Raw genomic sequence first — 20,082 nt, 5'->3', positions numbered from 1 at the left:
GCTATGGCAAGGAAAAGAAACTTTTTACTCTCACGTCACTATCTGCGCTTTCACCTATGGCTTCGCCATCGGTGTGAACGGCTCACGATAAGGCAGAGAAAGGAAATCGTCTATGGGCTGAGTTTCATCTATCTGCTCTGCTCGCTTTGGATGATAGCGCAGTTCTTCCTTCCTCCAAAGAAGGATAAACTATCCATCCCCACGGGAAAGCTGACGGACAGTCCGATACGGACGGACAGTACTTTACAAGAGTTACACGGCAATTTTTACCTACAACATCATCAAACAATCAAAGAAAATGGATAATAAACAGAAAGAACAAATGAAAAAAGGCTTGGTCTTCGGAGGATTAGGGCTGCTGTTTGCCCTCTCAATGTGGTTTATTTTCGCACCTTCGAGCAAGGATAAGACCGCTGCGGAGCAGGGACTCAATGACAGCATCCCGCAGGCAACGACGGAAAAGCTCACCGAAAACAAGCTCAAAGCCTATGAATTAGGCGACAAGGCACACGAGGAGGAACAGACCCGCGAGGAGATGGGCAGACTATCGGACTATTTCGCACAGAACACCGCCCCATCAGAGGCGCAGCGTGCAGAGACAGCTGCTTCTACGGCAAAGATAGAAAGCTCCATGCATCGCTATGAAGAGAACTATCGGCTCTTGAACTCCTTTTACGCTCCCGACCCACACGAGCAGGAGCGTGAAGCCTTGCGCTCGGAGATAGATAACCTTAAAAAGGAACTCTCTGCCAAAGACAGTAGGGAGGACAATGAAGAGAAACGACAGCTTGCCTTGATGGAAAAGGGCTATCAGATGGCAGCGAGGTATCTTCCCAAGGCTTCTGCCGTTCCACCATCTTTGGGTAATGACTTTACCGAGGGTAAAGGGCAAACGGCAACGAACAAAGGTCAGAGTATGGGCAGTAATATAAGCGGAGGTTCGGCCGACTTGCCTGCAATGGAAATCTTGGCGGAACGCAAACAAGTAGTGTCCTCACTGGGGCAGCCGATGAGCGATGCTGACTTCATCAAGGAGTATGGCACGAAAGCACGCAACTTGGGCTTTCACTCGCTCGCAAGCACGGCTGCACCTACGATGCGCAACACACTGAAAGTAGTAGTGGACAGGACAACGACGCTCAAAGAGGGCGATAATGTCGTGCTCCGTCTGCTTGAAAGTGCCAAAGTGCAGGGCTTGCGTATTCCACGACAGAGCCGACTGATAGCCGTCGCTAAGATTGAGGGTAACCGTATGCACCTGCTTGTCAAAAGCATAGAGGTAGACGGCCATATCATAGCCGTCAAGCTCTCGGCATACGACATGGACGGACAGGAGGGTGTGTATATACCAGGTTCGGAGGACATCAATGCGCTTAAGGAAGTTGGGGCGAACATCGGTGGTTCAATGGGAACATCCTTTACCTTCGCTTCCTCTGCCAAGGACCAGATTATCTCCGAGGCTGCCCGTGGGGTGATGCAGGGTGCAAGTCAGCTGCTTCAGAAGAAACTGCGCACCATCAAGGTAACGCTCAAGGATGGCTACCGCCTTTTCTTGGTTCAGTCCAAATAAAACAATCGAAAATGATAAGTAAAAAATAACATCAAATAAAAAAGGAACAATGAAGAAAATTATTTTATCAATGGCTATGCTTACCATGGTGGGAGCAACAGCCACAGCACAGGAAAACAATGATGGTCTGACACCAAGCCGTCCGCTTACTTCGGGCGAACTCTTTCAAGGTATGAGCCGTGCCATACCAAAGGGGCGTATCGTTCTGCCGTATGGTCTTGACGTTACCTTTGACAAGACCGTGCATCTTATCTTCCCTTCTGCCATCCGCTATGTAGACTTGGGTTCACAGAACATCATCGCAGGGAAGGCGGAGGATGCTGAGAACGTACTACGTGTAAAGGCTTCAGTGAAGGACTTTGAGACGGAGACCAATATGAGTGTCATCTGCGAGGACGGCTCATTTTACGCTTTTAATGTAAAATATGCCGATGAACCGGAAAAGTTAAGTATCGAGATGAAAGACTTTCTCTCTACAACAGAAGGCAGGCTGCCAAGCAATCGCTCTGACATTTACTTCAAGGAACTCGGTAATGAGTCGCCCGTATTAGTAAAGCTGATGATGCAGACCATCTATCAGAATGACAGACGCAACATTAAGCACATTGGTGCACAGCAGTTCGGTATGAAGTTCCTGCTTCGTGGCTTGTATGCCCATAACGGCTTGCTGTATTTCCACATTCGAATGGAAAACGGCACGAATATGCCGTACTCGGTGGATTTTATCACCTTTAAGGTTGTAGATAAGAAGATGGCAAAGCGCACCGCTATACAAGAGCAGCTGTTGCAGCCGCTTCGTGCCTATCATCAGGTGATGCAGGTGCGTGGCATGGGCAGTGAACACACTGTGTTTGCGCTCGAACAGTTTTCTCTTGCAGAGGACAAGCAGCTTGAAGTGACGCTTTATGAGAGAAATGGCGGTCGCACGCTGACCTTCCATGTAACGGCAGAAGACCTACAACTGGCAAAAAAGATTGATAACCTCAAACTGAAATGGTAGACATTATGAAGAAGAAAATCATTTTATCGGTTTGTGCAGCGGTGGCAATGGCTTTTAGCTTGCCATCGCAGGCACAGCGACTGATACCCAAGCAAAGGGGCGTAGAGGTCGTAGGGAGTGTTCCGCTTATCAAGGGTGAAAAGTTCCTTGCTGCTGACAATTTCGGTATAGGAGCATCACTCACCCGATATTTGGGTCGTGAGAATTATACCTTTGTTATGGCAGAGTATGAACAGCAGAATATGCCGTACAGAAGTTATAACGTAAAACTCAAGGATATACTCTTGCAGGTGGGCTATATGCACCCTGTTCTCTCCGACAGAGGTAAAAACGTGTTTCTCTATGGTGGTATATCCGCCTTGGGTGGCTATGAGCAACTGAATGAGGACAAGAAGCTGCTGCCCGACGGGGCAACACTGCTCGACCGCTCCCGCTTTGTCTATGGCGGTGCCGTGCATGGTTCGGTGGAAGTGTTTCTGACGGACAGGGTGCTCTTTCTTGTCAAGGCACAGGGGCGGTTGCTCTTCGGCTCAGACGTACATCGTTTCCGTCCTGCACTCTCGGCAGGACTTAGGTTTAATCTTTAAGCAAGAAGAAAAATGAAAAAGAAGATATTAAGTTCGATATGGATAATGGGCGTACTTGCCCTTGCCGTGTTTTGCCTATCTGCTTGTGATAGGGATTTGGATGTTCAGCAGTCTTATCCGTTCACGGTCGAGACGATGCCCGTTCAGAAGGACATCATAAGGGGGCAGACGGCTGAGATACGTTGCACACTGAAGCGAGGCGGTGAGTTTGCCGACACTCGCTATACGATACGTTATTTCCAGTCTGACGGCAAGGGCTTGCTAAGAAATGATAACGGTACTGTCTTCAAGCCTAACGACCGCTATCCGCTTACAAAGGACGTGTTTCGCTTGTACTATACCTCGCTCTCATCTGACCGCCAGACGATTGATGTGTATGTGGAAGACAACTTCGGCAGAATGCAGCAACTGACTTTCAGTTTCAACAACGAAAAGGCGGAAAATAAGGAAAAGTCCTCCGCAACAGTTACCAAAGTATTGAAAGATGCAGACAACTAAACACTTTGCTTTATTCTGTATTTTATGTTTATTCTGCCAGCCCATCCTTGCCCAGCGTAGGGTGCGGTTGGCAGACTTGTCTCCTTTCGAACGTGGTGTGGTTGTTGTTAAATACTTTGAGGGTATGCACAGCTGGAAGAATTATCCGTATGTTGGATATGGGCATCAGCTGCAACCAGGAGAGCACTTCACGGCGGATATGACGGAACGGCAGGCAGACTCCCTGCTCCGTGCCGACCTTTGGAAATGCTTTGAACACTTCAAAGACTATGGCAAGGATGCGCTGCTATTGACCTTACTTGCCTACAATGTGGGCGTGGGGCGATTGCTCGGATATGGCAAGCATCCCAAGAGCCGATTGCTGCGAAAAATTGAGGCTGGAAACAGGAACTTTTATCAAGAGTATGTTTCATTCTGCCGATACAAGGGAAAAGTTTTGAAAGGATTGGTGAAACGGAGGCAAGTGGAGTTTGCCATGTTTTATATACCTTGATACATCTATCCATCCACGCAACAGACTTGGTAAGAGTTTAGCTCTAATTTGAAGGCTCTTTTGTAGGATACAACTATACTTTCAAAGAGAGATTCCTTATCAAGAGTTGATGGATAGGTTATCCTCTTGCTTAGCCTTTTCTGTCATTCTTTTCTTTCATCCACCCTTCCTGATGTAGCAGAATGCCGTTGACTCCTTGTACGATGGTGATGTTTTCTTCGTCGATGATTTTTGTTACGCTCATAGTCTTATGTTTTGGGGTTATTGTTCGTTTTCAGTGGTTTCTCTTTGTGGTTTCACGCAGCGGAACAAGCAGACGGAAGCCATTTTTTCTGTCAGCACGTCATCGCCATACATACTCCGAAGTCGGCTTTCGGCTTCAGCGAAGGTGTCGTATGGAGGGTGGAAAAATCCTTTTCTTTCCATTACTTTCTTAACAAATAAATCAGCCAATCGGCGTTCGCCCTTGACATAAAAGCAGCCGCAGAAGCAACCGCCGGGTTTCAGCACGCGGAAAATCTCGGCAAAGGCTTTTTCTTTCTCAGGGAAAGCCTGAAAGCCGTTCATCGACAGTACGCAGTCGAAGATCTCGTTGGCATAGGGAAGTTCTCCGACATCTCCTTGCTCCAAAGACAGGTTGGCTATCTCCTCTGTCTCTTTCCGCAAAGCCGCAATGGCTATCATTTCTTCCGAATAGTCCAAACCAACGATCTCGGCATCTTTCATCCGGCGATACTTCTCGGCGGTGAAAATGGCAGTGCCGACAGGCACGTCAAGCAGTCGTCCCCGAAAATCGTCCGGTATGAGATCAAGCACTTTCCGAGCCAAGAGATTAGTGTCTTCGTTCCAAATAAATCGCATATATATCCTTGACCACCACTTCCGTCCGGTCAATAGGTCGTCGTAATGTTCCATCATCCTTTGGTAGGAATTGCTCTGTCTGTTTGCCATCATCTTCTTATCAAGAATGTTCATTTCTTATTTTGCAAAAGTACGATATCTGCTTCGTCTCTGCAATCGCCAATAATAATGATTTTTATTTCGAACATCCTCCATGTATGTGGATTGGGAATCACAGAACATCATTGTGGATAAGGTAGAAGATATTGAGAATACGCTGCCTATAAAAACAGCAATGGTAACGGCAAGGATGCTTTACTGCTTACCTTGCTTTCCTACAGTGTGGGCGTGAAGCGACTACTTGGTTACGGTAAGCAACCCAAGAGAAAGATAGAGGCTGGTTACGAAAAATTTGTTGTGAGTATGTATCCTTTTGCCGATGCAGGGGCAAAAGATTGGTGAAGCAGAGACGTGTGGAGTTAGCCTTGTTCTTTCTTCCTTAGCAAATATGAAATGTAATTTCCCTGCGACTTTCTTTTGCTTCTTTGCTTTGGTCGCCTGCTCGCTCAAAGACAAAGAAAAGAAGCCACGCAAATTTTCGGTTTGCGTGGCTCTTGGTCTTATTCAAGGTGCTGTTTCTACACTTTCGTTATTTTGTCTATTCGTCTGTTAGGGTGTATATCGAAAGCCCAATTTATCTCATCATCGGGCAAAGTGCTGTGAATGCTTCCACCCATAGCCAACCCACAATTTTGTAGGACTTTCTGCCGTGCTTCCTCCTTGCTCTCGGCAACCACATCGAATACGCCGTCAAAAACATATTCCGTATAGACTAAAAATCTCTGTTTCTTCATCATTCCTAATCTTAAAATTCAACCTTTAATAATCTGTACTGCTTTGGCTCTCCATTGGATAACTTGCGGTGTGTGAGCCAAAAGTGATGTGCGCCATAACCATAGGCGAAAAACTTGTCAAGTTCCGTTTCTTCGGCTATTTTTCCTATTGCCGTCCTTAACTCTTCCTCATTGTCGGATAGGGTTATCGCATTGATAACCCTGATGAGAATATGCGGTATCTCGTCCGTGTAGTTATAGATGATGTTTTCTATCTCTGTTTTCATATCTCTGATATTTTAATGGTTCATACTTCATGCAGTTGCTTTCATTCTTCGGCTTATTAGTTCTCGATTAGCATTAACAAGGTTCACTATCTGTTCGTGATACTCCGTATTCTTGTTGCACACTCCACGACTTTGCACCACTTTGAGCGTGTCCAGATTGACCTCAATCGTTTCTATCCGTCTGCCCTCAATGGTTGCCGAAAGGATAAGAGAGTTTTCTTTGAGATAGTAAGCATTGTCGAACACGCAATGGTGCATTGATACTCCTTCCTCCAAATGTTCCTGCACACTCTCCAATACGTGAACTTGGATTGTGCCGTCCGTGAAACAGATACCGAAGAACTTGGATTTGAGTTCGTGGAAACGCTTCTCTTCCTCCATTGCCTTTTTGCGTTTCGCCGCCTTTTCTTCCTTTTCCCTTTGTCTGCGGAGTTCGCTTTGTCTTAGGTCGTGTTCCCTATGCAGGTCGGTGGGGCAAACATACTTCGGGCTGTGTATGTCTTTATTCAATCTGCGGAGCATATCCACATAGTCGCACCATAGAGAAATATCCTCTATCTCATAGCCGTTGCGAGTGGCAACTTTGTAGGACTGCCAACAAGCGTCAAATGTCGAATTGTTGTTGAGGAAATAGCGTAAATGCCCCATTCGTCCTGCTTTCATCAATGTTTCAGCCCGGCTGTCAGAAAGCAATGCAGGAATGAATATTATCGGGGCTATATCGTGAAAATCATCTTCAAATCCATTCCTGCGGAGTGTGTCTGTAACCTTGAATTTAGGATATATCTGCGAATAGGCTGCATATCGGTAGGCTTCATTGTCGTTACGGATAGCCATAGGGGTATAGTAAGAAAAGGTATCAACATATCTGCCCAATGTGCGTGGAATGGCAACAATGGCTTGCCGTCCTTTTGCGTTCCACCAATACTGACCGATTTCAAGTGCGTGATATTGTGCCTTACTGCCTTTCTCCATTCCCACAACAAGGAGGAACATACGCAATACTTGATACTCTCCACAAGCGGTTAGCGTGGTGAAATACCGCTTCTGCTGCAATTTACGCTCAAAGGTTTCCTTGACCTGCAACTTTGTCCTGCAATGAGGGCAAGTGCAAGTTTCTCTATGTTTGTCCATTATCCAACTATACCCACAATCCATACAAGTGGTGCGACCTTTTGGCAGGCGGTAGGCTAAATGGTCTATGCACTTACGGAATGCCCACTTTGTCTGTGTCTTGGTTATCGGGCGAAGGTGCCTGCTCTCGGCAAGGACTGCCTTCTCAAACTTGTTTCTCGGTTTCATAGACTTAAAAATCGAATAGGGATGGTTGTACTTGGGTTGCTGCATTCTCGGTCTTCTTCACTCGTGTGTTACGGCTCTGTATCTTGGCGAGTTCCTCACGCTGATATTGTTTAATGGCTTCCTGCCTTGCTTCGGCTTTTTCTTCCTCTGTGAGTTCCACAATGTGATTGACGGCTACTTGGCAAGAAACAGCCTTACCCACCTCTATATCGTCCTCATCGTAGTAGTGAACAGCCATAGAGAAAATTTCATCATCATCAAAGCCATTGCAACCGCTTTTCTGCACTTCATTAAGAATGTAGGTGATGCACTCCTCGATATTCTTGTTTGGCTTCAACAAGTTAGGGGCAAATAATGGGTCTGTCATAGCACGCTGATTAAGATACTCGGCTATTGTCCGTGTGAAATGTTCTGTTCCTTTCATTGTCGTATATGTTTTGATGTTGTTAATACTTGGGAATTTCAACTATTTGATTGATACGTCCATACAGGTAGGCTCTTAGGCTTGTTCTATCGGGTGCGTAATACTCTGTCCATTGTCCGTACTGATTGACAAGGTATTTCTTCAGCACGTCAAAGAAGTCAAAGCGATAGCCTTGTAGGGGAACGGCAGTACGGAAGTAGGTATTAGAGTTCACCGCTTCACATAGCCAATTCTTTTCCTCACGGCTCATACGCTCGCCACGATAGAGTTTCACACGTAGGAGATATACTTTGCTATTACAAAGGCTCTCCAAAGGGGGAACGTCCCATTGTACAAACTTAATTGCCAACACTTGCTCACTTTTTTCAACCACAGAGTTAATGCGGTAATGAGAGGAGGAGCTATATCCTTTTCTTTTCATCGAAGATGTTGTATTTACTTTTTGCTTATCCATAGCGACATTTTTTTTATGCGTCCAAAGATCGGAGTATGCTGATTCCTTTTTGTAGCAAAATAGAGGTAGCGGGGCGAGGCTTGCACAAGGTTTTGGCGGAAAATACTACCCATAGGTGTGGAGATTTTCCAGACAAACCCAGCGGCACTGACCTTTTGAAAGCCACAAGCCCCGTACTACCTTTGCGGATAAAAAGGGAACAGCATCCGTCTTCTTCATTTCGCATATTGTGGAGCATAGGAAAAGAAGCAAAAGTGCAACGCCCATAGTGGAAAACAGAAAAGGTGGCTATCTCAAAATGCGAGATAACCACCTGATGAACGATAAATGAAAGTGTTTACAGATTACATCGTCGTGCTTCTCAAAGCACGCAAAGCAGGATGGCACAGAGTATCGCCAGCCAGAAGAGAAAGCTCAGCAGCGTAAAGGTAACTTGGAGAATGACTCTGACAATAAAGCGCAGTATCAGAAAGCCTGCAATGACTGACACGGCGGTAACGACCTGTGGCGTTACTATCTTTGAGATAAGCCAAACGACACCGATAACGATGGAGAGCAGGATGACCAGTTCGATGAAGCGTGTCCAACTGAAACGGCGGACTTGCTTGAAAGAAATCGGCTGCTGCTTGATGTTATTGCTTTTGTTCGATGCGTCTGCCTTGATGAAGGCAGGTGTGTGGACATCTTGATTCATGATGATTGTATTCATAATCGGAGCTTTGAATAGTTCAAGAGCAATAACAAGATGCGCAGGCTACACAAAGACAAGTGTTGGTACAAACTCTTGGCGTGTGGAGCGGAGCGTTTATCTTGGCTCTTGACACTACAAAAGCTCCCGATGGTGCTGCATCAAGTCATGTTCTCACCGCCTATCGTTGGCAGACCATTGACCTCAATGAGCAGAACGATTGTTCCTGTCAGTTCGGTGTAGAGTTTCTCATACTTAGGACTTGCGCCAAAATCGTCCGTGAGTTCATACTTGTCGAAAACGCTTTGCACAGCCTTGTTCTTCAGGAGTATCGGGGATAGTCTTTCGGGGAGTGGGGAGGGCAGTTCTTTCTCAAACTCATTCTCCAAGACAGATACAAGCGTGTCGTACTTTGAGAAATGCAGTCCTCTATACAACACTTCGCTTGCCATACTCTCAGCTTCGGGATGCGAGAAGCCTTGTGCCACTGCATCGCAGTAGGTGGTAAGAGCTTCGTCGGCTCTTGCCGTTATGAATGGTTTGTCACTCAGCATTTCGGGGAAATGCTCACTGAGGTAGTTCTCTAACTTCAGACGGAAGTAGGATAGTTCTTTCTTAGTTGTCATAATCTTCTTGGTTTAGGGTTATACATTATTATATTATCGGATTCCCATTGCCTTGTTGAACTTACCGAGTTTGTCGGCAAGCTGTTCCATGTCATGCTCAATCTTCTTGTTGGTGATGCGAGCATAAATCTGTGTGGTCTTTATGTTGGTATGTCCCAGCATCTTCGACACACTTTCCATCGGAACGCCCTTACTCAAAGACATGGTGGCAAATGTATGCCGGGCAAGGTGAAAGGTCAGGTTCTTCTTGACACCGCAAAGGTCGGCTATTTCTTTCAAATACGCATTAGTCTTCTGATTCGTCAGTATGGGGAATAGTTTGCCATCCCGATAGGTCTTTCCACTATACTTTGCAATGATGCGCTTCGGAATATCGAGAAGTAGGACATTTGTTTCCACGCTTGTTTTCTGTCTTTTGGTCATAATCCACTGCTTGTCATCGAGCGTGACGATGTTGTCCGGTGTGAGATTGGACACGTCAATGTATGCCAGCCCTGTAAAGCAAGAGAAGATGAAAACGTCCCTTACCAGTTCCAAACGCTGGATGCCGAAATCCTTGTTGGCTATCTTCATGATTTCTTCGTCCGTGAGGAAACCACGGTTTACCGGCTCCAAGTGGAAACGATGATTGAGAAAGGGGTCGTGAAGGAGATAGCCACGCTTTTGTGCATATATGGTTACGGTTTTGAGAGCCTTCATTTTCTTGACCGACGTATTGTAAGCGCAGCCTGCCACAGTACTCAGATATAACTCAAAGTCTTGTACCACGGATGGTGTGAATTCTGTCAGTCCTATATCCTTTCTTCCATATTTATGGATAAGGAACTCTGAGAAATGTCTTCTCAAAACACTGTACTTTTGCAGACTGTCTTTGCTGATGGTGTGTCCGACACGCTGCTTGATGTCTTCGTTGAACTTGTCGAATACCGGGAGGAAAGTTGTGTACTCCCTGTCTTTTCCTATAAAGAAAGAACGGATTTTCTCCAATGACAGGGACTCGTCATCCTCAAACTTGCGGTAAATTCCATTCAATGTAGTGGAAATAGAGTCCAATGCGGCATTGACGGACAAACTTTCTGCCGTCCTACCTTTAAGCCGGCTTGTGGCATTATTCCACATTGTCTTATCCACGAAAATTTTCGTAGAGCCAAAATTTGCCATTTCTCCGTTAAGGAATACACGGAGCATTACAGGCGACTTTCCTTCTTTGTTCTCATAGTTTGAGCGTAGGTAGAAGGATACCTTGAAATTTGTTCTCATAATGCATCATTCTTTTGTGTAGCACTCGGCTGCAAAGTTAATATATAACATACTGAAACAGAAAGAATTGATGCCGTCAATATGGTATTCAGAATCCCGTCACTGCTACATTTTTTATTGCTACAATTTTTGTGTAGCAGTTTATGTAGCAGAATTTGACCGAATAATGACTGTCAAAACATAGGGTTATGCCGTCAGGCGATAGAGGTATATACAAAGAAAAATCGTTGTAAAACCTTGATTTTACAACGATTAGCTAATTTTTGAAGGCTAAATTGACAACCTTTGTGAAGTCCTTTTGAAGCCTATTAGCGGAGAGAGAGGGATTCGAACCCCCGGTGCCTCTCAGCACGGCGGTTTTCAAGACCGCTGTAATCGACCACTCTACCATCTCTCCTTGCTTATCATCAGTCGATTTCCGAAAAGCGAGTGCAAAGGTAATACTTTTTATTTTTAATCACGAATTGAAAAGAAAGAAATAATCTGCGTTTAGAATAAATTAACACTAAGAGAATTTAAAGTATTATTTCTTGTTTCTTAATTCTTGATTAAAAGAAGTACCTTTGCACCATGATTTACCCAAACACTTTTGAAAAGAAGATTGGATTCAGTGAGATAAGAACCTTGCTGAAGGAGCATTGCATTAGTAAACTTGGCAAGGAACAGGTTGACAGTATGATGTTTTCATACGACGTGGAAATAATAGGTCAACGACTGCAACAGATAAGAGAGTTCCGTAGATTACAACAGGAGACCGAAGATTTTCCTTTGCAGTATTTTCTTGATATGAGACAACAGGTGGCAAGACTGCGACTTGAAGGTACTCATCTCGAAGAGGAGGAATTATTCGACTTGAAACGCTCACTTAATACGATATATCTTATAGTAAAATTCCTGAGAAAGACGGAAGGAAGCAATGACGAAGATACGAAGAACTACCCTTACCCTGCACTGAAACTGCTCACTGATGGCATAGAAACATTTCCTGAACTGGTTCAGAAAATTGACTCCATACTCGACAAGTATGGTCATATACGCGACAACGCATCACCACAATTGGCACAGATACGCAGCGAACTGGCCCGAACCGAGGGCGGCATATCACGGTCGCTAAACAATATTTTGAGACAGGCTCAAAGCGAGGGATTGGTAGAAAAAGACGTTGCCCCGACCTTACGCGATGGTAGATTGGTTATACCTGTGGCACCTGCACTCAAACGCAAAATACGCGGAATAGTGCATGACGAGTCGGCATCAGGAAAAACAGTGTTTATTGAACCGGCTGAAGTTGTGGAGGCAAATAACCGAATACGCGAACTTCAAGCGGATGAGCGCCGCGAAATAATACGCATACTGACAGAGTTTGCCAAAGAAGTAAGACCTCATGTGCGACCCATAGTGGCATCATACAAGTTGCTTGCCATGGTTGATTTTATCCGTTCAAAGGCACTATTCGCTGAAGAAACAAACGGATTTGAACCAGAGATAACACCCTCTCCCACTGTTGATTTCATAAGTGCCATTCATCCTTTGCTACGAATATCATTGGCTAAACAAGAGAAAGAGGTGGTACCACTCGACATAATGCTGACAGCAGAGAAACGGATATTACTTATATCCGGCCCTAACGCCGGAGGTAAGTCGGTTTGCCTCAAGACAATGGGATTACTGCAATACATGTTGCAGTGCGGCATATCAATCCCCGTTTCCGAGCGCAGCAAAGCCGGTATCTTCGAGAATATCTTGATAGACATCGGTGACGAACAAAGCATTGAGAACGACTTGAGTACATATTCGAGCCATCTGATGAATATGAAATACATGATGCGTGCAGCAAACGAACGTACACTGATACTTATAGACGAATTCGGAACAGGAACCGAACCACAAATCGGTGGTGCAATAGCGGAGAGCGTATTACAACAGTTCTGCAAGAAAAAGGCATGGGGCGTGATAACAACTCACTATCAAAACCTTAAACAATTTGCCGACAGTCATAGCGGAGTGGCAAACGGAGCAATGTTATATGACCGTAGTGAGATGCGCCCACTATTCCAACTCCAGATAGGACAGCCCGGCTCTTCATTCGCCATTGAGATTGCAAGAAAAACAGGACTTCCTGAAGAAGTTATCGCGCAGGCAGAGGCTATTGTAGGAAGGGACTATATACAAAGTGATAAATACCTGCAAGACATTGTCCGCGATAAGAGGTATTGGGAAAGCAAACGGCAGAATATTCACAGCCACGAAAAACAGATGCAGCAGACCATCGCCCACTATGAGGAGGAACTGCAAGAGGTGGAGAAAGAACGTAAGCAAATATTAAAACGCGCTCGCATACAAGCCGAAGAACTTTTAAAAGATGCTAACAAACGAATAGAGAATACAATAAGGGAAATTAAGGAGGCACAGGCTGAACGCGAAGCAACAAAACGTGCCCGCGAGGAACTACAACTCTATAAAGAGGAGGTGAGCGAGATTGACACTACCGCAAACGACGAGATGATAGAGCGCAAAATGAAACAAATTCTTGCGAGAAGGGAACGCAAAGAGAAACGCAAGGCAGAGAAAGAACGTAAGAAGGCGTTAGATGCTGAACGTTTAGCTGCAGGCGAGAGTCCAAACAGTAGTAATCGAAACAGTTCCGCTAAACTCCAACAGGAAAAGCTTTCAGAGCGAAGCGAAGAAAGAACCCTCAACCCTCAACTCAACATCGGTGATACCGTGAGACTGAAGACACTGGGCAGCATAGGAAAGATTACCGGTTTGTCCGGCAAAAGTGCCACAGTAACAATAGGAGGCATGAGCAGCAAAGTAAACATAGACAAATTGGAAAAAGTTTCAGCATCAGCAATCAAGAAATCTACCGAATCAAAACCGATATTCATGGTTCAGAGCAGAAGTACTCGCGAGACCATAGACAGCCGTCGCTCAAATTTCCACCAAGACCTTGACATCAGAGGGCTGCGCGTTGATGAGGCTCTCGATGTTGTGATGCACTTTATAGATGATGCAATATTAATCGGGATTTCTCGTGTGCGCATACTTCATGGCACCGGTACCGGAGCACTTCGTCAACTCGTCAGACAATATTTGGGAACCGTGCCAAACGTAGAAAAATATAACGATGAAAACGTTCAGTTCGGAGGGGCAGGCATAACAGTGGTTGATATTGGTTGAAGAATTGTCTTTCTGTTTGCAATATACAAAACATTCCTCTACAAAAAGACATCTTTTGAAAACCAATTTCGGCGGAATTGGTGAGCAAAATCGCCGAAATTGCTCACCAAAATGGGCGAAATTGTTTTGCAATTCCGCCCAATTTGCTTTCTTCTAAAAACTCAGTCATACGGATATTCATTTCTCATAACACTCAATACGATTATCTTTGATGGAAAAAGACATAAACGAAAAATCCATACCCTATACGCTTTTAGCGTGAGCAGGTATGGATTCCACATTTATGATTGTAGTTTTTAAAAGTCTCTATTTTCTATTTTTGCATACTTCTCGCTTGAACATCTGACGATGAAAGCGATGTTGAGCCCTCAGCGCATCATACACCTTACATGCCGGGAGTAGTTTCAAGAAACGGTTGTGATACTGCTGCTGTAGTTCCTTGATTTGAATTTCAATCATGTCACGGGTCCTTACAGCCTCGGCACATCCCTGTTCGGTTGCCGGTTTCACTCGTTGCAGTGTGGAAATCTGGTCGAACAAGGCTCTTTCCTTACGAAGCATTTCATTGAAAAGAGGAAAAAACTGCGATGCTTCCTGTGGCGTAAGACATGCTTCCGTTGTAATGAACTGCTCCATTTCTGCCTTGAATTTGGCCGGATCGAAGTCATGTTTTCCATGATGTCGCTGCGCAAAGGTCACAAGCGATGATGCCCCAAACAATAATAATATAATAAGGTATCGTTTCATAATTCTGAAATAATTTTATTCGTCCAAGAGATAAGCATAGAAGTCTTCGTTCTCCATCATAACATAATCAACCGCCTTATCAATATAGTAATCATTATTGGCAGCAACACTACTGTTGTTATCAGCCGGCATTGTCACGGCAGGCTCTCCATTCCTGAGCATAACATATCCTCCAATAACGATACCTGTGCAAGCCGCTACAGCAACATATTTCCGAAGTTTTTTCCACATCGAAATCTCCACTGCAACATTAACTTGCGGTGTCTTCCTCTCCGGCATTCTATCCATTACACGCTTTTCAAGTGTAACGAAATAATCCTCCGGCACACGAAACGGGTTTTTATTTCCGAAATTTGTTTTCAAGGAATCTTCTATAGTCATAACTTCTCTCTTTTAATCCTTAGATGTAAAGTTATCGTTATGGTTTAAAACATATTGCGATATTTTCCTCACAGCAATATGATATGATGCTTTCAATGCCCCTTCCGATGTTCCAAGAACCTTACTCATATCACTGTATTTCATTTCATCATAGTATCTAAGCAAAAATACCGTACGTTGAACATCGGGCAAAGTGGAAATAGCCTCTTGCAACAATGCTGCTGCATTATCGCCATCGAAATAGTCATCGGCCATCAGACGGTTGGCGACAGAGATTTCCGCATCGGCACTCACCTTATTCTTCGAGCGTCGCAGATGGTCGAGAGCCTCGTTTATAGCGATGCGATAGAGCCAAGTAGAAATTTGTGATGTACCTTGAAAGTCGTCCAATGCTCCCCATGCCTTCATGAAAGTGTTCTGAAGCACATCGTCTGCATCATCATGTGAGAGTACTATACGCCTTATCTGCCAATACATGCGCTCACTGTATAGTCTCACCACCTCCGCAAAAGTCTCTCTGCGAGTTTTCGGATTTGAAAGTTTAGAAACAAGTTTGCCCTCTTCCTTGGTCATCTACAATTCAGGTTATCTGCGTTTCGCGTATGGTTTCAACTGCTCTATGATACGTCTGTCGTAACCATAAACATCCTTGTATTCAACCAATTTGCCGCTATTGTCAGGATAAAGAGTGTAATATGTGAGAAAGACCGGAATGTTAGGTTCCACCTTTACGCTTCTCACCAGGCTATCTTTTTTAACCGATGATTTGACAAGATTTCCCTCACTATCTTTCTTCATACTGTATGTCATTGAATATTTTATTTTCCCGGCAAGGTTCATATCTTTTTCTTTCATTAAGAACACGGCAAGTTCATAAGGTTTTTCCACCCTCACACAGCCATGAGAAATGGCACGGTTTGCACTCTGGAAAGCCCATGGAGAGGACGTGTGATGCAAATATACCGAGAAGTTATTCTCGAACCTGAAGACTATACGCCCAAGCGAATTGCCAGGCCCGCCCTCCTGTACTATGCGTTGCTGGCCGCTCAATATCAGTTCGCGAGATGCTTCACTCACCGGTAGTCTTCCTTTTTTCTTATCGTATATGAACATGTTATTACGCACCATATAACCAGTACTACCAGCAATGCCTTTCGCTATGGAGTAAGGAACATTCCACATAGGATTAAGTTCCATCCTAACTATCTCGCTCGTTAGCAGCGGAGTCTTTGTCCTCGGCTCACCGCAACACACTCTCATCGTCAGAACACTGTCACCATCTACAGCCTTGAGCATGAACGAGGGAATATTCACAAGTACATATTTTTCGCAGTCTTCCTCCACTATTTTCTCATTCCACCTGCACCGCTCCATGTTACAGAGTGTTGTGAACCATTCCTTTTCGGATAGAGTTCCACTGTTCAGACGATCTTGCAACTGATTGTATAGTTTTCTCTTCGGCTGGATTTCGCGCAAGAAGCCTCCCATGTCTCCACCTCTCATAACCATTAAGGTTTTCTTATAGAAAGAGTCTGTGGGGTGCTCTATCTTTATGTCAAACTGATATTTGTACACCATTCGGGCAGACTCACCATTGTTATCCGGGTCGCGATTCAATATTACCGATGGGTTAACAAAACCGAAATTCTGTCCTGTAGAATATCTTATAAATGCTCTTGAAAGATTATATTCAAGGCGTGCAAATACTTTGTTAATGCTGTTTGAAGACTTGTCAAAGTCAAGTTTCCGTACCCTATTCAAGTCTTCTTCTATCTGACTGACGCGGAAAAGTTCTTTCTTGAAACCCATTTCATCAACCTTTGAAATGAAAGCAAGCAAGGTGTCGGCACGCGAATCCATGCCATGACGGTCTATCCAAATAAACGAGCCATCAGAAGAATAATAGTTTCGAATATATCTTACGGCAACCGATGAAGAAGATTCACTCTTTATCAACTGCCTTATCTGCCCGCGTATGTCATCATAATCCAACTCATACTCCGACACTTTCATAACAGAAAGTGCTTCGGGTGTAATATCTTGATATGGTTGTACGTCGCCATCGGTGCATGAAAATAGTGTCAATAGCACCACAAAGCAAACGCATATATGCTTTTGCAAAACCGTTGGTTTAATTAATTTTGTATTAAAGACCTATATTAAGCCTTATTTTATTGATACCTTTCGAACCGTCTTACCCACTTTCACAATGTAGCAACCTTTGTTAAGGTTCAGTTCATAGCGGCGGTCGTTACTATCAACCTTTATGCTTTTGATCATCATTCCTGCTACATTGTAAATCTGAAGTATTTGTCCGTTAGCACCGGTGACATGCAATACCGACTCTTGCACAGAGATTGTAACAGTCTGATAATCATTATCAATTATCTCTATTGCAGACTCTGCACGGCTTACTCCCGGCATTCCGAATATCAATACCGAAGCCAGAGAAAAAAATAATATATTCTTTATCATACGCGCATCATGTTGATTAATCGTTGCAAATATAGTTTTTTTTTCTGAAACCTGCAAATATTTTTAAGAATTAAACTTCAATAACCATTTTTTCATTTGCAAGATATGTATCAGGAAAGACTTCTTGTGCCTGTTTGAGCAAAACCTCCTCGTTATCATATCTTGAACTGTAATGGCCTAACAGCAGTCGTTTCACACCGGCATCCCGCGCCACACACGCTGCTTGTCGTGCCGTACTATGATAATAAGTCTCTGCCATCTGCATGTTGTCGTCGCCATATGTGCTCTCATGATAGAGCAAATCTACGTTTTTCAGACGCTCATACAGTGTCGGCATGTAGCGTGTATCAGAGCAGTAAGCGTATGAACGCACCGAATCCGGAGGTGACACAAGACGACTATTGGAGACCACTGTACCATCTTCACACACCCAATCGGCTCCCAACTTGATATTGTTTATCTGACTTACCGGTATTCCAAGATAATCTATCATGTCTCGGCGGATATGCGGCAAGGTGGGTTTCTCACGGAAAAGATAGCCGCAACATGGTACACGATGTTCCAAAGGAATGGTTTCAACAGTAAGGCTATTATCCTCATAAACAACACTTTGTCCTGACGTATCGACTGCATGAAATACCACATCAAAACTCAAATGCGTACAGAAAAATTTCAGTTGCGACATCAACATTTCTTCAAGTTCTTTAGGCGAATAGACATGCAGCGGAGCGGTTCGTCCCTGCAAACCGAACGTACTAATCATTCCTATCAGTCCGAAACAATGGTCACCATGTAAATGAGATATGAAAACGGCTCTTATTTTATTGAAACCTATGCGCGAACGGCGCAACTGTATCTGTGTTCCCTCGCCACAGTCAACCATGAACTGTTTGCCCCGCAACTCAACGATTTGCGACGAAGCATAATGGCGAGGGGTTGGCAATGCACTGCCACACCCCAAGATGTATAACTTGAAAGGTGTCATCTATTATTTCACCCTCTTATAAGCAAAGATTCCAACCTTGTTTTCGAGATATAGAGAGTCTGCCCCAAGTTCATAGATATGGAACGTGTCTGTGCTGAGAACAAGTTTTCCGTTCACTATCTTCCATGACGTGTATGGCTTCTGCTCGTTGACAACGGTCTCCACCACCCCACCTTCTTTTATCTCAAAATTACGGTCAATACTCTGCCATTTACCGAGAAGTGTGGTAAGATTGATTACACTCGCTGCTATGGTTTGTCCGTAAGCGTCCTTGCCGAGCATCACTGCCACACGGTCGCCAACGGCAATACCTCCGCGCACCGGCGACACCTCGGCATCAGGGTCGTAACCAAGGTAAACCGTATCACCTTTATCTGAGATGAGTTGCAGCGTGTTCATCGCGCAATCTTCACCACATCGGCCATACAAAGAGGAGTCCTGTTCGGCCATACTATCAAGCAACAAAGAGTCGCCATGCCCCAAGTTATTCTTCTTATTCTGCCCCTCACAGCCGGCAATCATCATAACGGCAACGGCAGCAAGACATAACAATAATAGTTTTCTCATATTATTACTTTTCTAAATTCTTTGCTTCATTCCATAGTTTATCCATTTCCTCCAAACTCATATCGTTCAAAGGCTTACCTATTTTGATTGAATGTTCTTCCACATAGTTAAACCTGCGTATAAATTTCTTATTTGTATGCTCCAGTGCATTATCCGGATTCAGGTGATAGAGACGTGCGGCATTGATTACCGAGAACAGGAAATCTCCAAGTTCTTGTGTTGATTTCTCCTTGTCCTCACGCCTCAACTCTTCCTCCAACTCATCAAGTTCTTCACGCACCTTTGCCCAAACATCCTGTTTGTCTTCCCAATCGAAACCCACATTACGTGCCTTGTCCTGAATACGATATGCCTTTATAAGCGACGGCAGAGCGTCGGGCACTCCGGAGAGCACGCTCTCGTTGCCTTCCTTCTCGCGCAATTTAATCTGTTCCCAGTTCTCAAGCACCTGCTCGGTGTTGAGTTCCTTGCCTTCTTCCGCATGTATCAGCGGCGAATGTTTCAGAGATTCAGCCTCGCCATATACATGCGGATGACGGAAAATCAGTTTATCCGATTCCTTGTCGCATACGTCGGCAATATCAAACTTTCCTTGCTCCTCGCCAATCTTAGCATAGAACATCACATGCATTATCACATCACCAAGTTCCTTGCAGATGTTCTTTGAATCGTCTTTCATCAGTGCATCGCACAGTTCGAAAGTCTCTTCTATCGTGTTCGGCCGCAAACTTTCGTTCGTCTGTTTGCGATCCCACGGACATTCCTCTCTCAATCTGTCGAGCACATCAAGCAGTTTTCCAAAGGCTTCAAGTTTTTCTTCTCTTGTATGCATCGTTTGTTTATTTTGATGCAAAAGTAACAAATAAATCTGAGATGCAGCAACTT

General features: G+C 44.5%; 24 protein-coding genes, 1 tRNA gene and 1 pseudogene. 8 read left to right on the top strand and 18 right to left on the bottom strand.

Annotated features, from left to right (window positions below; translation table 11 throughout):
• Positions 1–3 precede the first annotated feature (3 nt).
• The 6 genes from EHV08_RS02720 to EHV08_RS02695 are packed head-to-tail and all read left to right on the top strand — an operon-like array spanning position 4 to position 4,148.
• Positions 4–306: a hypothetical protein gene (locus EHV08_RS02720; RefSeq protein ID WP_126677874.1), complete on the top strand. Its 303-nt coding sequence runs from the start codon at positions 4–6 to the stop codon at positions 304–306.
• The gene (traM, locus tag EHV08_RS02715) at positions 299–1,570 is read left to right on the top strand and encodes a conjugative transposon protein TraM (protein ID WP_126677873.1); all 1,272 of its coding nucleotides are present in this window, start codon (positions 299–301) and stop codon (positions 1,568–1,570) included. The genes EHV08_RS02720 and traM overlap by 8 nt, the downstream gene beginning before the upstream one ends.
• 49 nt (positions 1,571–1,619) lie before the next feature.
• The gene (gene traN / locus EHV08_RS02710; protein ID WP_126677872.1) at positions 1,620–2,570 is read left to right on the top strand and encodes a conjugative transposon protein TraN; all 951 of its coding nucleotides are present in this window, start codon (positions 1,620–1,622) and stop codon (positions 2,568–2,570) included.
• Positions 2,564–3,157 carry a conjugal transfer protein TraO gene (locus EHV08_RS02705; RefSeq protein WP_100356175.1) on the top strand — a complete coding sequence of 198 codons (594 nt, stop codon included), beginning with the start codon at positions 2,564–2,566 and terminating at the stop codon, positions 3,155–3,157. The genes traN and EHV08_RS02705 overlap by 7 nt, the downstream gene beginning before the upstream one ends.
• 12 nt (positions 3,158–3,169) lie before the next feature.
• Positions 3,170–3,655, top strand: a complete 486-nt coding sequence (locus tag EHV08_RS02700) for a DUF3872 domain-containing protein (RefSeq protein ID WP_100356176.1) — start codon at positions 3,170–3,172, stop codon at positions 3,653–3,655.
• On the top strand, positions 3,642–4,148 hold the full coding sequence (locus EHV08_RS02695; protein ID WP_100355975.1) for a glycoside hydrolase family protein: 507 nt from the start codon (positions 3,642–3,644) through the stop codon (positions 4,146–4,148). The genes EHV08_RS02700 and EHV08_RS02695 overlap by 14 nt, the downstream gene beginning before the upstream one ends.
• 261 nt (positions 4,149–4,409) lie before the next feature.
• Here the strand turns inward: EHV08_RS02695 and EHV08_RS02690 are convergent, their stop codons facing one another.
• Complete coding sequence (locus EHV08_RS02690) at positions 4,410–5,123, bottom strand: class I SAM-dependent methyltransferase (protein WP_126677871.1); 714 nt, start codon at positions 5,121–5,123, stop codon at positions 4,410–4,412.
• A 162-nt stretch (positions 5,124–5,285) separates the two neighbouring features.
• On the opposite strand from EHV08_RS02690, the pseudogene EHV08_RS11605 reads away from it, so the two are divergent.
• Positions 5,286–5,491, top strand: a pseudogene (locus EHV08_RS11605) (glycoside hydrolase family protein); the annotation flags it as partial.
• A gap of 135 nt (positions 5,492–5,626) precedes the next feature.
• On the opposite strand, the gene EHV08_RS02680 reads toward EHV08_RS11605, so the two are convergent.
• The 9 genes from EHV08_RS02680 to EHV08_RS02640 all read right to left on the bottom strand — a co-directional run bounded on the left by EHV08_RS02680 (position 5,627) and on the right by EHV08_RS02640 (position 11,259).
• Complete coding sequence (locus EHV08_RS02680) at positions 5,627–5,845, bottom strand: hypothetical protein (protein ID WP_036860629.1); 219 nt, start codon at positions 5,843–5,845, stop codon at positions 5,627–5,629.
• An 8-nt stretch (positions 5,846–5,853) separates the two neighbouring features.
• Positions 5,854–6,108, bottom strand: a complete 255-nt coding sequence (locus tag EHV08_RS02675; RefSeq protein WP_021672826.1) for a hypothetical protein — start codon at positions 6,106–6,108, stop codon at positions 5,854–5,856.
• 27 nt (positions 6,109–6,135) lie between these two features.
• On the bottom strand, positions 6,136–7,410 hold the full coding sequence (locus tag EHV08_RS02670; RefSeq protein WP_100355977.1) for a PcfJ domain-containing protein: 1,275 nt from the start codon (positions 7,408–7,410) through the stop codon (positions 6,136–6,138).
• A 4-nt stretch (positions 7,411–7,414) separates the two neighbouring features.
• On the bottom strand, positions 7,415–7,834 hold the full coding sequence (locus tag EHV08_RS02665) for a PcfK-like family protein (protein ID WP_027952915.1): 420 nt from the start codon (positions 7,832–7,834) through the stop codon (positions 7,415–7,417).
• 22 nt (positions 7,835–7,856) lie between these two features.
• Positions 7,857–8,288, bottom strand: a complete 432-nt coding sequence (locus tag EHV08_RS02660) for a hypothetical protein (RefSeq protein ID WP_126677870.1) — start codon at positions 8,286–8,288, stop codon at positions 7,857–7,859.
• 361 nt (positions 8,289–8,649) lie between these two features.
• Entirely contained in the window at positions 8,650–8,997 is a 348-nt protein-coding gene (locus tag EHV08_RS02655; protein WP_007367138.1) for a hypothetical protein, read from the bottom strand.
• Between the two features lie 140 nt (positions 8,998–9,137).
• On the bottom strand, positions 9,138–9,602 hold the full coding sequence (locus tag EHV08_RS02650) for a DUF1896 domain-containing protein (RefSeq protein ID WP_021583761.1): 465 nt from the start codon (positions 9,600–9,602) through the stop codon (positions 9,138–9,140).
• 33 nt (positions 9,603–9,635) lie between these two features.
• Positions 9,636–10,862 carry a site-specific integrase gene (locus tag EHV08_RS02645; RefSeq protein ID WP_070668451.1) on the bottom strand — a complete coding sequence of 409 codons (1,227 nt, stop codon included), beginning with the start codon at positions 10,860–10,862 and terminating at the stop codon, positions 9,636–9,638.
• A gap of 312 nt (positions 10,863–11,174) precedes the next feature.
• Positions 11,175–11,259: transfer RNA gene (locus EHV08_RS02640), tRNA-Ser, on the bottom strand.
• Positions 11,260–11,432: 173 nt separating this feature from the next.
• Between EHV08_RS02640 and EHV08_RS02635 the strand changes: the two genes are divergently transcribed.
• Positions 11,433–14,042: an endonuclease MutS2 gene (locus EHV08_RS02635; RefSeq protein WP_126677869.1), complete on the top strand. Its 2,610-nt coding sequence runs from the start codon at positions 11,433–11,435 to the stop codon at positions 14,040–14,042.
• A 306-nt stretch (positions 14,043–14,348) separates the two neighbouring features.
• On the opposite strand, the gene EHV08_RS02630 is transcribed toward EHV08_RS02635, so the two are convergent.
• The 8 genes from EHV08_RS02630 to mazG all read right to left on the bottom strand — a co-directional run bounded on the left by EHV08_RS02630 (position 14,349) and on the right by mazG (position 20,029).
• On the bottom strand, positions 14,349–14,789 hold the full coding sequence (locus EHV08_RS02630; RefSeq protein WP_126677868.1) for a hypothetical protein: 441 nt from the start codon (positions 14,787–14,789) through the stop codon (positions 14,349–14,351).
• A gap of 15 nt (positions 14,790–14,804) precedes the next feature.
• Entirely contained in the window at positions 14,805–15,170 is a 366-nt protein-coding gene (locus EHV08_RS02625; protein WP_126677867.1) for a hypothetical protein, read from the bottom strand.
• A gap of 12 nt (positions 15,171–15,182) precedes the next feature.
• Positions 15,183–15,743: an RNA polymerase sigma factor gene (locus EHV08_RS02620; protein WP_126677866.1), complete on the bottom strand. Its 561-nt coding sequence runs from the start codon at positions 15,741–15,743 to the stop codon at positions 15,183–15,185.
• A gap of 12 nt (positions 15,744–15,755) precedes the next feature.
• Entirely contained in the window at positions 15,756–17,291 is a 1,536-nt protein-coding gene (locus tag EHV08_RS02615; RefSeq protein WP_238987992.1) for a L,D-transpeptidase scaffold domain-containing protein, read from the bottom strand.
• Positions 17,292–17,336: 45 nt separating this feature from the next.
• Entirely contained in the window at positions 17,337–17,645 is a 309-nt protein-coding gene (locus EHV08_RS02610; RefSeq protein ID WP_126677865.1) for a T9SS type A sorting domain-containing protein, read from the bottom strand.
• A gap of 70 nt (positions 17,646–17,715) precedes the next feature.
• Positions 17,716–18,630: a ribonuclease Z gene (locus tag EHV08_RS02605; RefSeq protein ID WP_126677864.1), complete on the bottom strand. Its 915-nt coding sequence runs from the start codon at positions 18,628–18,630 to the stop codon at positions 17,716–17,718.
• A gap of 3 nt (positions 18,631–18,633) precedes the next feature.
• The gene (locus EHV08_RS02600; protein ID WP_126677863.1) at positions 18,634–19,197 is read right to left on the bottom strand and encodes a lipocalin family protein; all 564 of its coding nucleotides are present in this window, start codon (positions 19,195–19,197) and stop codon (positions 18,634–18,636) included.
• A gap of 4 nt (positions 19,198–19,201) precedes the next feature.
• Entirely contained in the window at positions 19,202–20,029 is an 828-nt protein-coding gene (gene mazG / locus EHV08_RS02595; RefSeq protein WP_126677862.1) for a nucleoside triphosphate pyrophosphohydrolase, read from the bottom strand.
• Positions 20,030–20,082 lie beyond the last annotated feature (53 nt).

The sequence above is a fragment of the Prevotella koreensis genome (genome assembly GCF_003977605.1).
GTDB lineage: Bacteria > Bacteroidota > Bacteroidia > Bacteroidales > Bacteroidaceae > Prevotella > Prevotella koreensis.
This window is presented reverse-complemented; position numbering and strand designations above follow the sequence as displayed.